Origin of the sequence: Photorhabdus akhurstii (assembly GCF_018448925.1) — a bacterium.
GTDB classification, from domain to species: Bacteria; Pseudomonadota; Gammaproteobacteria; order Enterobacterales; family Enterobacteriaceae; genus Photorhabdus; species Photorhabdus akhurstii.
In genome coordinates this window covers 107,198-122,129 of sequence record NZ_RCWE01000005.1, presented here as the reverse complement: position 1 = coordinate 122,129, position 14,932 = coordinate 107,198, and the positions used below count along the sequence as shown (strand labels likewise).

Annotated in this window: 13 protein-coding genes; 8 read left to right on the top strand and 5 right to left on the bottom strand. The window is 43.1% G+C overall.

Translation table 11 applies throughout. The features are described from left to right. Positions 1-60: 60 nt before the first annotated feature. Positions 61-375: a GIY-YIG nuclease family protein gene (locus tag EAE93_RS08895; RefSeq protein WP_036776461.1), complete on the top strand. Its 315-nt coding sequence runs from the start codon at positions 61-63 to the stop codon at positions 373-375. On the opposite strand, the gene EAE93_RS08890 is transcribed toward EAE93_RS08895, so the two are convergent. Together EAE93_RS08890 and EAE93_RS08885 are read right to left on the bottom strand one after the other, a co-directional pair. Next, positions 344-847 (bottom strand): GNAT family N-acetyltransferase, encoded by a 504-nt coding sequence (locus tag EAE93_RS08890; RefSeq protein WP_036776462.1) that lies wholly within the window; start codon positions 845-847, stop codon positions 344-346. The genes EAE93_RS08895 and EAE93_RS08890 overlap by 32 nt on opposite strands. Beyond that, complete coding sequence (locus EAE93_RS08885; RefSeq protein ID WP_051560659.1) at positions 841-1,137, bottom strand: hypothetical protein; 297 nt, start codon at positions 1,135-1,137, stop codon at positions 841-843. The genes EAE93_RS08890 and EAE93_RS08885 overlap by 7 nt, the downstream gene beginning before the upstream one ends. A 618-nt stretch (positions 1,138-1,755) precedes the next feature. Here EAE93_RS08885 and EAE93_RS08880 point away from each other — a divergent pair. From EAE93_RS08880 to EAE93_RS08850, 7 genes are all read left to right on the top strand, one after another. Beyond that, positions 1,756-2,700: a prenyltransferase gene (locus EAE93_RS08880; protein ID WP_036810167.1), complete on the top strand. Its 945-nt coding sequence runs from the start codon at positions 1,756-1,758 to the stop codon at positions 2,698-2,700. A 20-nt stretch (positions 2,701-2,720) separates the two neighbouring features. Continuing rightward, a complete protein-coding gene (locus EAE93_RS08875) occupies positions 2,721-5,246 on the top strand; it encodes a phosphotransferase (RefSeq protein ID WP_052105798.1) in 2,526 nt (841 codons plus the stop codon). Between the two features lie 166 nt (positions 5,247-5,412). Beyond that, positions 5,413-8,157 (top strand): phosphoenolpyruvate synthase, encoded by a 2,745-nt coding sequence (locus EAE93_RS08870; RefSeq protein WP_250150953.1) that lies wholly within the window; start codon positions 5,413-5,415, stop codon positions 8,155-8,157. Further along, positions 8,150-9,205 (top strand): hypothetical protein, encoded by a 1,056-nt coding sequence (locus EAE93_RS08865; RefSeq protein WP_214039523.1) that lies wholly within the window; start codon positions 8,150-8,152, stop codon positions 9,203-9,205. The genes EAE93_RS08870 and EAE93_RS08865 overlap by 8 nt, the downstream gene beginning before the upstream one ends. Continuing rightward, positions 9,202-10,785, top strand: coding sequence for a fatty acid CoA ligase family protein (locus tag EAE93_RS08860; RefSeq protein WP_214039522.1), 1,584 nt, complete (start codon positions 9,202-9,204; stop codon positions 10,783-10,785). The genes EAE93_RS08865 and EAE93_RS08860 overlap by 4 nt, the downstream gene beginning before the upstream one ends. A 9-nt stretch (positions 10,786-10,794) precedes the next feature. Next, positions 10,795-11,418: a CDP-alcohol phosphatidyltransferase family protein gene (locus EAE93_RS08855; RefSeq protein ID WP_036776478.1), complete on the top strand. Its 624-nt coding sequence runs from the start codon at positions 10,795-10,797 to the stop codon at positions 11,416-11,418. Beyond that, entirely contained in the window at positions 11,408-11,950 is a 543-nt protein-coding gene (locus EAE93_RS08850; RefSeq protein WP_036776481.1) for a CDP-archaeol synthase, read from the top strand. Before EAE93_RS08855 ends, EAE93_RS08850 begins: the two co-directional genes overlap by 11 nt. Positions 11,951-12,060: 110 nt before the next feature. On the opposite strand, the gene EAE93_RS08845 is transcribed toward EAE93_RS08850, so the two are convergent. From EAE93_RS08845 to EAE93_RS08835, 3 genes are all read right to left on the bottom strand, one after another. Beyond that, positions 12,061-12,348 (bottom strand): helix-turn-helix domain-containing protein, encoded by a 288-nt coding sequence (locus tag EAE93_RS08845; protein WP_011148593.1) that lies wholly within the window; start codon positions 12,346-12,348, stop codon positions 12,061-12,063. Between the two features lie 291 nt (positions 12,349-12,639). Next, entirely contained in the window at positions 12,640-13,785 is a 1,146-nt protein-coding gene (locus tag EAE93_RS08840; protein WP_040151178.1) for an ABC transporter permease, read from the bottom strand. Beyond that, entirely contained in the window at positions 13,785-14,930 is a 1,146-nt protein-coding gene (locus EAE93_RS08835) for an ABC transporter permease (RefSeq protein WP_040151176.1), read from the bottom strand. Before EAE93_RS08835 ends, EAE93_RS08840 begins: the two co-directional genes overlap by 1 nt. Between the last annotated feature and the right edge of the window lie 2 nt (positions 14,931-14,932).

Genomic DNA, 14,932 nt, shown 5'->3' with positions numbered 1-14,932 from the left:
ATAGAAAAGCGTTCGAGTAAAATATAAATATCAAAAATAGAAAATTCAGAAAAAAATTATATGGCCGAAAATCAATGGGTTCTTTACTTACTGAAAACAAAATCTGGCATGCTTTACACCGGGATAACGACAAATATTCATCGCCGTTTTGCACAACATGAAAACGGGAAAGGAGCAAAATCACTGAGAGGGAAAGGACCGTTACAGCTGGTTTTCAGCAGTCATGCCGGAGACCGCTCCAGTGCCTCACGGCTGGAATATCAAGTAAAACAATTAAGTAAACAGCAAAAAGAGAGGCTGGTTATTTGCCAGCCCGTCTGTATATCAGAATATTTAGCATCAATTAGAAACGGCCAAAGTGTGGGGAATAAGTAACCAGTCCCTGATGGTCAGCCAAAAAACTATCAGCTAATTCATATACCTGAAAATAAGATTCATACGTTGGCCACTGGCAATACAATTGGTGCTCACTAGCAAGCGTAAAACCAAACCGGTGATAATAGTGTGGATCACCTAAAACAACGACGACGCCATAACCAAATTCATTCAGGCTATCCAAACCTTCATACACCAACTTTTCACCAATTCCCTGCCGACGATATTCTTCAGCAACCGCTAACGGCGCCAGACCAACCCATTGGTGATCTTCACCATTAATATCCACCGGACTAAAAGCCACGTAACCGATTACCTGGCCTTCGTCATCTGTGGCAACCACGCCTAACGTCAATAGTCCATCTTCCCGCAATCGTTGAACCAATTCCGCTTCCGACGAGGTATCAAAAGATTTCCGTAATAACCGATCTATTCCCGCAGCATCTACCGGAATTTCTACCCTGATCAACATGATAATCGCGCCAGATCGTGCTGATCCGCGCCCTCCGGCAAACTCGTTTTTACACACTCAGCCAATTGCAACAAACCTGCACAGAAAACAGTAAGCATGAATTTCAACGCTATCGCATCTACCAAATTTTTAACACACAACCCTAATTCTGTACGGATAATTATCAGAATCAGATCATTGGCTTCGTCGCTGAAACTAACCTCTTCCTGCTTATACTGGTTGACAACTAAATGACTAGCGCAGACAGTAGTAAACCAGCACAGAGTAAGATTGTGGATTTTTCCTAACACAGCTCAGACTCCTTACTTGATAAAGTAACGTAGCTATTTAGCCAAAATATATCGGCATTCCCCGATCCTACATCAAGAATCCAACACAGACCTAACTGTAAATATTACCTTTTAATTATTGTGGCAATATCTGACTATAAACTGCGCTAAATCAAAACATCTCATCACTCATTCAATTACAATAACTAATCATTTATTGTTTTATTCCGGTATTTTATATGGAGTAACTTTGTCCTACTAAAAATTTATTTGCGTGAAAAGTTATACAGATAACGAAACAGATACTCATTTATATTTGTCTGAAATATGATATCGAAGCCCGTTATCCCTCAATCTGAGGATGAAATAAAATATCGTACAAACATACAGTTATGGAAAAATTTGTAAACATAAGTTGCATACTAAAATTAAAATTTACACATACTGATTATAGCCGATGACAAACTTTTGGCTTAATGTATGGCTCCAGTCTATACGTATTTTGGAAGTTATTTAGAGAAATAATGTTAAAAAACACTCATAGACTTTATTAAGATTCTCTTCTGGATTGATTATCCTCGAGCTGAATTTTCACAAATGTATATAGTTTAGTCTTTATACAATAAATAGGAATGATGTATGGAAGGCCAAGATATTTATTCAAAATTCATTGGTAAGAGGATAAAGCTATGGATGGATGAGCGTTTCCCGCTGCAAAATGCGCCGCTTTTCTTTCTCTTTTATATCATCAGCTATTCCGTAGCTTTTTATTCAATAAGGGAAAAACCCGTTTTATCATGGGAAATCCTGCTCGGTTGCCTGATGTCCTTCTCCTATTTTTTACTATTACGGATATTCGACGAGCATAAGGATTATCAACTGGATTGTGAACATCACCCACAGAGGATTTTACAACGCGGTATTATTACGCTGAAAAATCTACGGGCGCTTGGTATCTGTTGTATCGCATTACAATTAGGTGGAAGTCTATTCTTTGATCGGGGAATTGGTTCAGTTACTTTTGCCTGGTTATTGGTCTTTATCTGGACCTGTCTTATGGGCAAAGAGTTCTTTATCGGTGATTGGTTAAACCAACACCTTACTTGGTATGCCATTTCCCATATGCTGGTAATGCCACTCATTATCTGGTGGTTGGGCAATATCGCTAGCCCTAATCTCACATTCACTTTCCCAATATGGGTCTTAATGGGGTTGTGCTTCTTCTCTGGATTCAGTTTTGAAATTACACGCAAGTGTAAAGGTCCAGATGAAGAGCGCCTGGAAATACCGACCTATTCATCTATTTTCGGCAGAAAAGGGGCTGTCGCTATTATCGCGGCATTACTCACCGTAATGTTGATATTACAGATTTGGCTAATCCGTATCACCACTGATGGTATAGCGTTATGGGCGTTAATTATCTTGGTCGTTTGTTATGCATTGTGTCTATGGCAATTAAGTAAATTCCTCCGTAACCCCACTATCCAAAATCGCAAACGCGATGAAGCTGTCGTGGGAATATTTATGGTGCTGGGTTACTCGGTTTGCACTGCCAGCATCTTAATAAAGCTTGGGTTTGCTTAGGTATTAAAGGAAATATAATTATGTTGCAAAAGAATATCCAATCATATGTAAGTGATGCATCAGATAATACCACTGATCACATAGAAAACTGTGCGCGAGGTTCTATTCTAGAATTGTCACGTGACATATTTAGCATCAAAAAACACCAAGGAGCATCTGCCGTCCGTACAGAAACAACTCAAGTAAAATTATTGCCCCGCCGCCACCTCTACACCTACACCGAAGAAGCGCGACAAAAACGTCTGGATTATTTGGCAAAACATACCGGGCATACATTGGAACACGTGGCAAATACCCATCTGGATGCGACCAAACTGGCAAAAACCATTGAAGGATTTATTGGTTCAATAGAAATCCCCGTGGGGATCGCCGGCCCTCTCTTGATAAAGGGACAATACGCTCAAGGGATATATTATGCTCCACTTGCTACCACAGAAGGCGCTTTAATTGCTTCGGTATCCCGTGGTTCTTCCGCCATTACGCAATCAGGGGGAACGACCGCGCGTGTACTTGGTCAACGCATGATACGAGCCCCGCGTTTTGAATTTCATAGCGTCTCGCATAGCATTATGTTCAGTGATTGGATCAAAGAACATATCAGCGAATTACGGTATGAAATAGGACGCCATTCCAAACATGCGCAATTGTTGGAAATAAATCCACATATCATCGGTCGCAGCGTCCATCTGCAATTTATCTACAATACCGCCGCCGCCGCGGGTCAAAACATGACCACCATTTGCACTTGGTACGCATGTCAATGGATCCAACAACAGTTAGCCAAAATGGCGTTTATACCACTACGTCACTTTATGATCGATGGTAATACATCTAGTGATAAAAAGGTGTCTTATCAACCTTTCATCGAAGGTCGTGGAACTCGTGTAGTGGCTGAGGTTTATTTAGATGCTGAATCCTGCCAGCAAATATTGCGAGTCACGCCACAACAACTTGTCACGGCTTATCATCATGTCTGCGAAGGCGCTATTGCCTCAGGGATGATCGGCATGAATATTAATGCGGCCAATGTGATTGCCGGGATGTTTACCGCTCTAGGGCAGGATATCGCCTGCGTACATGAATCGTCAGTCGCTCATCTGCACATGACATTAACTGCCGATAACCGCGTCTATTGCAGTATTACACTGCCTTCTCTGATCATCGGTACTATCGGTGGCGGAACTTATTTACCACACCAACGTGAATGTCTGAACATGTTGGGCTGCACCGATGAAAACGGCACCGCCCGTCTGGCGGAGATCATCGCCAGCTATTGTCTGGCCCTTGATATTTCAACACTATCAGCTATTGCTGCGGATGAGTTCGCTCAATCACATGAAAGACTTGGCCGCTATCGCCCTGTCACCACCAGCAATATTATTGCGCATACCCCACAGGACCTTGATCTCTCTTTCTTCCAGCAAGCAGATTTTAACCCTGTGTTACAAGGCGCCCATTTAACCACGATCAATCCTAAATTTTCTGGCGGTGATGAGCACAGCATGCTGACAAGTCTGAGCTCAAATTATGCGGAACGTTTAATTGGCTTATTTCCTTTTTCTATGACGACATCCGCACAGAACAATTTACCCGTGATGCTGAAACTGAAACCTCTGGGGAGTGAGGTCGTCAATATGGTAATGGATATCGCCAAACACTGTTCTCCTGAGTTGTTTGCCGTTTTCCAGGACTTTGAACATCAGCTTGAATTTAATCAAAGCCATAGCCGTGAGCTGGCTATTATGAATCAGCAAGATCCACGGTTGATGCGTTATATTCCAATTATCTATGGTGTGATTGAAAACGAAGCAACCGGAACTTATGCCCTGATTGAAGAATTGCTCCACGATATGATGTTAATGAACAACATTAATCTGGAAACACCTTGGGAGCAGCGCCACCTTGAAGCTGCCATCCGAGGAATAGCAGATATTCACGCTATCTGGTTGGGACGAGAAGAAGAGCTCACGTTGAAGTTCCCACAACTGCAAATTGCGAATGCCGATACGGTTTCACAGATGAAGCCCCTGTGGCAAAAACTGGGCAATTTTATTCACCAAACGTTCCCTGAGTTGTTTACCGTCGAAGAACGAGACGATTTCCAGTACTGGGTAAACAATACCGCAACTTGGTGGAAGGAAATCGAACAGATGCCAAGGACATTAATCCACGGTGATTTCAACCCACGCAATATTGCCTTCCGGCAACAGGAAACCGGGCTACGTTTATGCGCTTGGGATTGGGAGTTGTCTACTTTGCATCTACCACAACGCGACCTGGCAGAACTTCTGGCCTTTAGCTTAGACCCACAAAGCGACGCGGATAAGGTGGCCTATTATATTGAACTACACCGGGTTGAACTTGAGCAAAAATCGGGGCTATCTCTTGATCCAATAAATTGGCGTCGTGGCTATGAATTAGCACTGCGTGATTTATGGATGAGAAGAATTCCACTTTATATGATGGCCCACAATGTTGTTGGCTATCCATTTATGGAGCGCACAATGAAAACTCTCCGCTGGCTTATTTCATTAACACGGAATTAATAATCAACCGAATAAACTATTTAATTTTACTCTTCCTCTAAAATAAGGGTGCAGCAATAGCTTGTAATACATTCATATCTTATTGATCTATTCACGCCAACAATATTACGTGCAAATAAGACCATGATGTAAGCAAAGTATACTATTGCTGCATTGGTGGAATAATATGAAATATCTCTACACTCAAGATAACGCTATTGAATTGGCGGAACACTCCTTAGGTGGCAAAGCGGCTAATTTATTATGGCTTACGCAAAACGGTTTTCCTGTACCTAATTATTGGGTCATCAGCAGCGAGGTACTCAATAGCCTGCTTATCAAAGATACATTTGCAAACAATATTATAGAACAGTTGGCTGCCGTACCACGTGATATCAGCCAGGAAAAACTCGATACTATTGCTGCGCCATTGCGTCAATGGATACAGTCGATTCCACTGCCTACCGAATTAGAAGAAGAATTGGCTCTCTTATCGGAGAATCACCCAGATACATTTTTCGCTGTTCGCTCATCAGCCATTGGCGAGGACGCCGCCAACGCCTCTTTCGCCGGGCAGATGGACAGCTACCTATTTCAACGAGGTAAATCAGCGCTGGTCAATAGCTTACGCGCTGTGATGGCCTCAGCTTTTAACACACGCGCATTACAATATCGCCTACACAAACAGCTACCGATGGGCAATATAAGTAGTGCTGTCATCATTCAAAACATGGTTGCCGGTGAGGTTTCTGGTGTTATGTTTACCGCCCACCCAGTCACGGGCAGCAGGCAACATTGCCTCATCTCATCCGCCTGGGGCACCGGAGAAGGTGTGGTTTCCGGCGAATGCGATACCGACGAATTCTCAGTTCATCTCACTACATCTGAGATTGAACGCCATATCACACAAAAAGAGACAGCAAGTGTTTTCGATACCGCCAATGGCAACGGTACAATAACAATACCCGTCGCAGAAGAAAAACAGTGGAAACCGACCTTACTCGATAATGAAATCTATGCATTACGAAATATTGGCAAAAAAATCGCGGCAGAACGAGGATGCCCACAAGATATCGAATGGACAATTCAAAACCATAAAATCTTTATTCTACAGACCCGGCCAATAACCCGCTTGCCACGTCAGGATGATCAAAGCGAGCGCCATATTATCTTTGATAACTCCAATATTCAGGAATCTTATTGTGGAATAACAACACCACTAACCTTCTCTTTTGCTCGCGCCGGTTATGCCACCGTCTATGAACAGACAATACGTGCCTTAGGTTGCTCGGATAAACAAGTTAACCAGCATCGTTCCATGTTGGAGAACATGCTCGGTTTAATTAAAGGCAGGATCTATTACAACATCAACAATTGGTATAAAGGGCTATTATTACTCCCCTCTTTCCAAACCAATAAAAAAGATATGGAAAGAATGATGGGGCTGGAAGATCCAGTTGATTTTGTTGAGGATAAAACGCTTTCACCGGGCGACAAAATAAAGAAACTGCCAAAAATGGGGTGGGCATTTCTGCGCCTGTTATATGCCTTTAGGACTATGGATCAACGGGTAGAACTATTTTTAGAACAGTTCAAATGGCATGACGCCGCCATAAAACAAGCAGAACCGCATACTTGTAACAGCGGCCAACTAATCGAGAAACTGAAATATCTGGATGAACATCTGCTACGACGCTGGACGACGCCGATCCTGAACGACTTCTATGTAATGATGTTTAATGGACGGGTAAATCGGGAGCTAATTGCTGCCGGTATTGAGAATTCATCTGCATTATTAGGTGATCTCCTCTCTGGGGATGAAGATATTGAAAGCACCCAACCAACCAAAGTGCTATTAAAAATGTGCCAATATGCACGCCAGCACCCTGAGTTGTGCAATCTCTTGACCCACGGTGATGCTCGTACCCTGCTGACCCAAGTACGCCACCTCGATGAACCATTCCACCAGCAGTGCATCGATTATATTAAAAAATATGGCGATCGCACGATGGGGGAATTGAAGCTGGAAACCATCACGTTAAAACAAGATCCCAGCTTTCTATTTCTGATACTAAAAAACTACCTTGCTATCGATACTCTCACCCCAGAGACGTTATCCAGCCGGGAAAGAAAATTGTGCACTCAGGCCGAAAATACGGCATTTCAGCAAATACACGAGCGACTTGGCTCCAGACGCATGAACGCCTTCAAAAACAATTTGCAGAAATTGCGCCAGGCGATACGCCACCGGGAAAATATGCGCTTCACCCGGACCCGAATGTTTGGGCTATACCGGGATATTTTCATACAACTTGGTCAAGCCTATGCACTAGAAGGTATCCTCGCTGAACCCCGCGATATTTTTTATCTCACGTTAGAGGAGATCTACAGCGGCTACGAAGGAACAGCAATACAAACCCAACTTAAGCCTTTAGTTGCTATACGCAAGCAAGAATATGCCAGCTACGAAACCGAAGATGAACCCGCTCATCACCTTTTCATTAGAGGCTCGCTGTATCAACAGCAAGATTACAGCTATCCCTATCGGGAAAAACAGGCCCCAACTGATAGCAATGTGCTACAAGGTATAGGTTGTTACCCAGGGCAGGTTGAAACAACTATCCGATTAATTAAAAACCCACAAGATGAAATGTCGCTGGCAGGTCAGATCCTGTGTACTGTGCGTACCGATCCCGGTTGGGCGCCATTATTCCCTACCGCCGGTGGGTTATTAATCGAACGCGGTTCGACTCTCTCACATTCCGCCGTTGTCGCCCGTGAACTGGGTATCCCCGCAATTGTTGGCATTCCTGCCGTCACACAAATTTTGCAAGATGGCGATCGAGTACGCATGGATGGCGCAACTGGAAGTGTTGTCCGCTTGCACGACACCACAACAGAAGAACAGGCATCAAGGAGTGAACATGTCTAATATCTTCATGGGAGAATGGTCTCCGGCCAATCCACTGCCTGAAGGTTTTCTTGACCTTCCGCCAATGATTTATCGCGATTGGCCGCTTTGGCCTGGCGAAGACCGGGAAAAAGTGCAACAACAGTTCAGCCCGAAGAATTCCTGGTTTAATCACAGTAAAGCTTGGATTGGCTGCATTCCTGGGAAAACCCGTCTTGTCGGCTTTTTAGTACCTCATAGTGTTGATGGCCGATCTGCCGCATTTTTCGGCTTTTGGGAAACGGATAATGACATAGCAAGCAACACCATGCTGTTTAGCGCCCTGGAACAATGGGCCAAGGAAAATGGTGCGCGTAATCTCTACGGACCCATTAATTTCTCAACTTTCGGCGATTACCGCGTTCGACTTGATCATTTTGAGGTCCCTCCCTTTGAGCATGAGCCTTATAACCCTCCTTACTATCCTCTTTTGTTAAAAGAGTTAGGGTTTGATATCCGTTATCGCTATATCTCACTATTCGACGATACTCAGGCAATAGCAGGCAACTTTCAGCAAGCTCATCAACGCGCGCAAAAACTTCCTGATATTCAAGCAACATTATTGCCGTTAACACCGGAATTATGGATGCAAGAACAGGTTAAACTTTATTCTTTTATCGACTCAGTATTTGGCGAAAATTTCGCTTATACCACGCCATCTTGGTCCGCCTTTCAACAGCACTGTGGTGAGGAGTTTATTAAACCTTTTTGCCGTTATCCTGCCTCATTTCTGGCTAAAACCACCAACGGCGAAATTGCCGGGTTAATTCTGAGTCTGTCTGTTCTACAAAAAGGTCAGCCCGCTATCGGGTTGTTGAAAACCGTGGCAGTTGCACCGCAATACCGGGGCAGTCGGCTGTACAACACGCTGTATTACTCATTTGAACAGAGCGCCAGGCGTATTCACCCTCGTCTGGGAGGCGCTTTGATGCGTGAAGATAATACATCTCTCAAGACCGCAGGACGGCTTTTTAATACACCGGCTGCCACCAAGCATCAATATGCGCTTTATTACAGGAGGATCGCATGACAAATATTTGTCAACCAATTGTCAATGCAGCCCAAAAACACCCTGAGCATTTAGCCCTGCAAGTGCCACATTCATTGGAGCACAGTAGCGGCTTAAGCTTTCAAGCGTTTTTTTCTCATGCCTCCCATTTCCAGCGTCTATTAACCCAAGCCGGGTTCGTCGCTGGCGATCGCTTGTTGGTGATTATTCAACCAGGCTTAGTCCTGTATCCATTGCTTATTGCTATTCTGGGTTTAGGGCTAGTTCCAGTTATGCTTGAACGCGGGCTTTCCAAAAAGCAACTGAGGGAGATACTGCGCCGCAGTAAATTATCGGCGGTGATCACTCAACCTACGTTAGGAAAATTCTGGTTTTTGATCCCTGAACTGTGGCGACTACGACGTTTTGTCATCGGCCAACGTATCTGGGGCATGAAAGCCCTAGAAACACCCAGTCAACATTTATCTTTAGATAGCTTTATCTGCCGAGATTTACCGCCGGATACAACCGGGTTAATTACCTTTACCTCAGGCTCCACCGGCATACCCAAAGGCGCAAACCGCACTCATGACAGCCTGCTAGCACAACTTTATGCCATAACAGCGCTTTTTACTGAGGGAAAGAGTGAGATTGACCTACACAGTTTCCCCGTTATGGTGCTGCACTCATTATGCTGCGGCAACAGCAGTATTCTGCCTGATTTTGACTTTGCCCATCCCGCAACCGTCGATCCACAGAAGATCGTCAAGCAAGTACAAGACAAAGGTATTACATGCCTCAGCGGCGCTCCCGCCTATATGAGCAGAGTGACCGGTTATGCTAAGAGCAAAGGGTTGTCATTCCCCAACGTGCGAACAATCATTGTAGGTGGCGCACCTGCCAACAAGGCTCTGCTTGAAAACTGCCTGACCGTCTTCCCACATGCTCGGCATTTAGTAGTCTATGGTTCCACCGAGGTTGAACCGATCAGTACCGTCGAAATGACGACTCAATTAAACCACTGGGCAACTCATGATGGTTATTTGGTCGGAAAACCGGTGACACAAGCAGAAATATGTATTCGGGAAATAACTGCCAACCCCCAACAAATTATCCCACTGGCCGCCGGTAATATCGGTGAAATCTTGGTTGCCGGGCCTCATGTGCTCAAAGACTATATTGATAATCCTCAAGCAACGAAAGAAAACAAGCTCCCACGTAAACAGGGAGGTATTTGGCACTGTACCGGCGACGTTGGCTATCTGGACACCACAGGACAGCTCTGGCTCCTTGGACGGGTAAAAGACAAAGTGGTGCTAGATGATGGCCGTATCGTTCATCCCTACATACTGGAAAAAAGGATCAATGAACTACCAGAGGTCACTCAAAACGCGTTTGTACTACATCCTTTAGGCGGAGCCGCTTTGATACTGGAAAGCGCCACACTACCGGCAAATTTACCCGCTATTTTAGACGAGTTGGCGCTCACACTAGTTACCCGTATTTATTATGTTAATTCTATTCCGGTCGATATTCGTCATAACAGCAAAATAAACCGCATTGCTCTGACAAATATGCTCAGAAAAGGCCAATTGTCCTCCGTTCCACACAAGGAAAAATAAGGAAAAGTTATGAACAATAATCATTTTATTATCCAATTAAATAGAGCAGACTATATTACTATTGGTGGGGCGGTATTTAGCGCTCTTGCCGTGGCAGCCGCATTACAACATTGGTATTACTTAGCTATTGCGTTTTTATATCTTGCCATGCTTGGCGACGCGCTCGATGGTATTTTAGCCAGAAACTTAAATATTACGCGCCCATTTGGTCGTTATCTTGATGGATTTATGGATCAACTTATTTACTTGATCTCTCCAGCTATTATTCTCTACCTTTCCGGTTATCAATCTTGGTATTCCCTGTTTATTATCTTAATGATCATTAGTGGTTGCCTGCGATTATCTGTATTTAATGAAGTCGGGAATATTAAGAATGAAAACCAGCTCTCCTATCTCGGTATGCCCGTATTCTGGAGCTTATTTATTATCAGTGGTTACGCTTTGGTAAGCTTAGTCGTCGAGCCGTGGTTAAGCCATCTCTTACTGACATTAGCGCTCCTTACATTCAGTATCGCTATGTTATGGGATCGCCCGTTTTATAAATTCAAGAGTCTCAATACTATCATCAGTACAACACTTGCAGGATTTGTTTTATTTACCGGTCTTCATTTCTGGAGTCTTTATGTTCAATAGTTTTTATCATGGATGGATTTTAATGATCCCCGTCATCCTTGGTGGTTGTTTACACATGGTAATTGTGACGAAAAACTATTTTGCCCGCTGGGCTATTCCAATACATCAACGTTATTTTGGTCGCAACAAGACCTGGCGCGGTTTTATTGTTGTACCCATTATTACCGCGCTATTTTCGCTATTGTGGTTAGTTCCCGGCACCGGAACACAGGACACTATTATTCCCCAGACTACTTCCTCCTGCTTATTTGCCGGTTTTCTGGCGGGTTTCGGCTATGTTCTTTTCGAATTACCGAACTCTTGGCTAAAAAGGAGACTCGGCGCACCTCCGGGAAAACACCCGGAACAAAATAAGCGATTGTTTATTTTATTCGATCAACTTGATTCTGCTATTGGCGTCACAATAGCCTATTTTATTTATCTTAATCTTACTTATGTCGATGCATTTTCTGTTTTCTTCTGTTTTTTAATCAGCGCCTTTGTCGTTAAAAATATATTGTTTTTGCTTTCGCTGAAAAAAACGAGATTTTAAGCGAAGAAATCAGATAGAAATATTGCAGGAAAATGGCTTCCTTTAACGGAAGCCTCTTAGAACAAGCAGATCTTAAGTATCACCACCAACGGAACACACATTCTGTAGTATTACTTCGCAGTTAAAGATAACTCAACACCACATGCAGCAGCATAACGTTTAAGTGTGTGCCAACTAGCTTTCGTTACATTCTTCTCAATACGGGTAACCGCAGACGGATTAATTCCCATCCGTTTAGCTATATCTATTTTCTTTAGACCCGCCTTTTCCCTCCACTCAGTGAGTTGTTCCAGCAGCTCATATTCTTCTGTAGCCTCAACATAAGCTTGTATAGCTTCCGGTGTATTAAGAAGACGCTTTCTCACTTCTGAATGTGAGATAGGAGTTACTTTAGCCATATGTCATATCCTCCAATCGTTTTTCCATCTCATATCGGTGAAATTGACCGTTCCTGACAGCACACCGAAACTATCATTGGTTCTGTTATATGATTCTAAAAAAACAATACATAGAGAGATATTTAATGATAAGTACTAATTATTAATGTGATTACCATAACTTTATCTACCCAACTGAATTACATAGATAAAAAATTATAATGAGTATAAAAATAGAACATATATGCACCACTCTATCTGGTCATTTTGCTATCGCACTAGAATAAATCACGAATTAGGAAACATAAATCATCACTTAAACACCTTACGCAAATAATAGGTTATTTTCCTTAATTCACCATTACGCACCATACTTATCAAAATTCCTAACAGAGTATAAACCCCACCAAGAACCAGCATCATGACAATATCTCCCAGTACATTCTGTACTGGCAATCCCATTTGGTTAACACCGGCAATCGCTTTCGTTGCCCAAGTCGATGGTAAAGCAGAAGAGATTATTCTCACCCAATCAGGCATTGCCTGTATCGGCCAGACTGTGCCGGAAATATAGAACACAGGCGTGGTAAGCAAGGCGATCGTTAAATAGATCATTTCTACACTGCGCATACATTCTGTTACTAATTTACCTAATCCGAGTACCGCCAACATAAACAAGAACGTCAGCATTAATAGCAAAAGAATAGACGCCTCCTGTCGGTATCCCAACACCCACGGCCAAAGCACAAAAAAGATGATGGAGAGAAAAAGCCAAATCGGTAATAACGCCGACAACGCTCCCAAATAGACAGGCAATGGCGGTTTACCTTTCGGTGTACCACGTATCGTAATACTAACCCGCACACAAGATATCAATAACGAGTGTTGTAATAACATTACCAACAAACCGGGAAAAACAATTGCGGCAAAACTAACACCAGGATTAAATAGCCCAACAGTTTCACTACGAATCGGCATCAGTAATAATTCTGTCTGTTCAGGGCTAAAACCATATTTCAATAATAATTTACTGTTATATTCGTTTAGCAATTGCCGGTGGGCTGAGGTTAACTCTTGCTGAATTTGTCCATTGGCAAGGCGACTTGTTGCATCGCCATAAATCGGAAAAGTGATATTTTTTCCATTAAGAATATTTTTCTCCAGATCCGCCGGAATAATAATAATCGCAAAAATTTCACGTAGCAGTAGATCATGACGAGCATCAGCTAAATTATCATAGCTGTGGACAGCAATTTTAGCCGTAGAATTAAGCTGGCGTATCAAAGAGCGACTAGCAGAGCTGTGATCCTGGTCGATCACGGCAACCGGAAGATCCCATACTGTTGGCCGGACATATACCAAACTCATCATACACAAGGAAACCAGCATCAACATCCACATGGGCTTTTCCAACATTCCCATTAATACCCGGCGAAAAGTTTGCCAATACATCTGCATTATTCATCACCCTGTGGCAAACCAAGTCGTTTAAATAACCGGTTTCGTACTAACAGAAAGCAAACAACCGGATAAATAAGTAATAAAGCACAAACAGATAAAATACCCAGCAAAGAAACCTCTCGCAGAAAAATATCAAACATCGCATTTAGCGCATGCGTCAAAGGCTCAATATTGGCAATTATTCGTGCCGGCAATATCATTGATAATTCTGGCACCGACATACCTGAAAAAGTCGTCGCAATACTGACTAGCACTCCAATTAAACTGTAAGCCGTCAATGTGCTATTAGTGAAAGTAAACAGCAACAGGCCAATACTTTGAGCGGCAATGACATAGAAGAAACCCACTATTACCATATATATCGGATTACCATTCACTTTTGCATCAAATACACCAATCAGAGCGGCCAATTCAACAATCAACAACAGAGTAAAAAACAGGGTATAAGGTGCCAATTTTCCCAATAGAGCGAAAGTAAATGGTTTCATTGTCATCAGTGTCTTGCTGCGTGCCATGCTATAAATCGTGCAGGTTACAACAAAAAGCTGTAACAAATGGATTGTAGCCGCAAACTGCTGATAATAGATGTAACTACCACTGGCATTAAAAAGGCTGTCATAAACGAGCGTAACATTGGCTAATGGCGGTAATTGATGGCCCATTTCTGTCGCCAATATGGAACGGTACTTCGCATTAATCTCTGCCATTAAACCACTGAGATCTTGAATAGAATAACTTCCAGCGCCATAAAACAACGCGTTGTAATACATACGCACGGTTGGCTGGTATCCTCTGAGCGCATTAGCTTCAAAATCGTGCGGGATATAAAGTAAAGAGTAATCCTTAGCACTGCCAAGCCTCTCAAGAGATTCCTGTAATCCGCCATCATAAGATTTAATCTGCGCATGAGAAGCCGCATCCAGGTTACGTATTAGATGACGTGACAGCGGACTCTGATCATTATCAACCACCGATACTGGCAGATTGAGCAACGTCCCTTCTGAGAAATTAGCGCTGATCAGCACAAATAACATCAACGGAAATAACCAGCTTAGCCAGTGAAAAACTGGGCTACGAATCACAGCCCGGATTTCTTGGCTAAAAGCGCGTTCGAAACCACGCCATACAACCTTGCTTCGCATCA

Excerpts from the sequence above, each read along its gene's own strand:
- EAE93_RS08895 (WP_036776461.1), top strand. The coding sequence starts at position 61 with ATGGCCGAAAATCAATGGGTTCTTTACTTACTGAAAACAAAATCTGGC.
- EAE93_RS08890 (WP_036776462.1), bottom strand. The coding sequence starts at position 847 with ATGTTGATCAGGGTAGAAATTCCGGTAGATGCTGCGGGAATAGATCGG.
- EAE93_RS08880 (WP_036810167.1), top strand. The coding sequence starts at position 1,756 with ATGGAAGGCCAAGATATTTATTCAAAATTCATTGGTAAGAGGATAAAG.
- EAE93_RS08875 (WP_052105798.1), top strand. The coding sequence starts at position 2,721 with ATGTTGCAAAAGAATATCCAATCATATGTAAGTGATGCATCAGATAAT.
- EAE93_RS08870 (WP_250150953.1), top strand. The coding sequence starts at position 5,413 with ATGAAATATCTCTACACTCAAGATAACGCTATTGAATTGGCGGAACAC.
- EAE93_RS08865 (WP_214039523.1), top strand. The coding sequence starts at position 8,150 with ATGTCTAATATCTTCATGGGAGAATGGTCTCCGGCCAATCCACTGCCT.
- EAE93_RS08860 (WP_214039522.1), top strand. The coding sequence starts at position 9,202 with ATGACAAATATTTGTCAACCAATTGTCAATGCAGCCCAAAAACACCCT.
- EAE93_RS08855 (WP_036776478.1), top strand. The coding sequence starts at position 10,795 with ATGAACAATAATCATTTTATTATCCAATTAAATAGAGCAGACTATATT.
- EAE93_RS08850 (WP_036776481.1), top strand. The coding sequence starts at position 11,408 with ATGTTCAATAGTTTTTATCATGGATGGATTTTAATGATCCCCGTCATC.
- EAE93_RS08845 (WP_011148593.1), bottom strand. The coding sequence starts at position 12,348 with ATGGCTAAAGTAACTCCTATCTCACATTCAGAAGTGAGAAAGCGTCTT.
- EAE93_RS08840 (WP_040151178.1), bottom strand. The coding sequence starts at position 13,785 with ATGCAGATGTATTGGCAAACTTTTCGCCGGGTATTAATGGGAATGTTG.
- EAE93_RS08835 (WP_040151176.1), bottom strand. The coding sequence starts at position 14,930 with ATGCGAAGCAAGGTTGTATGGCGTGGTTTCGAACGCGCTTTTAGCCAA.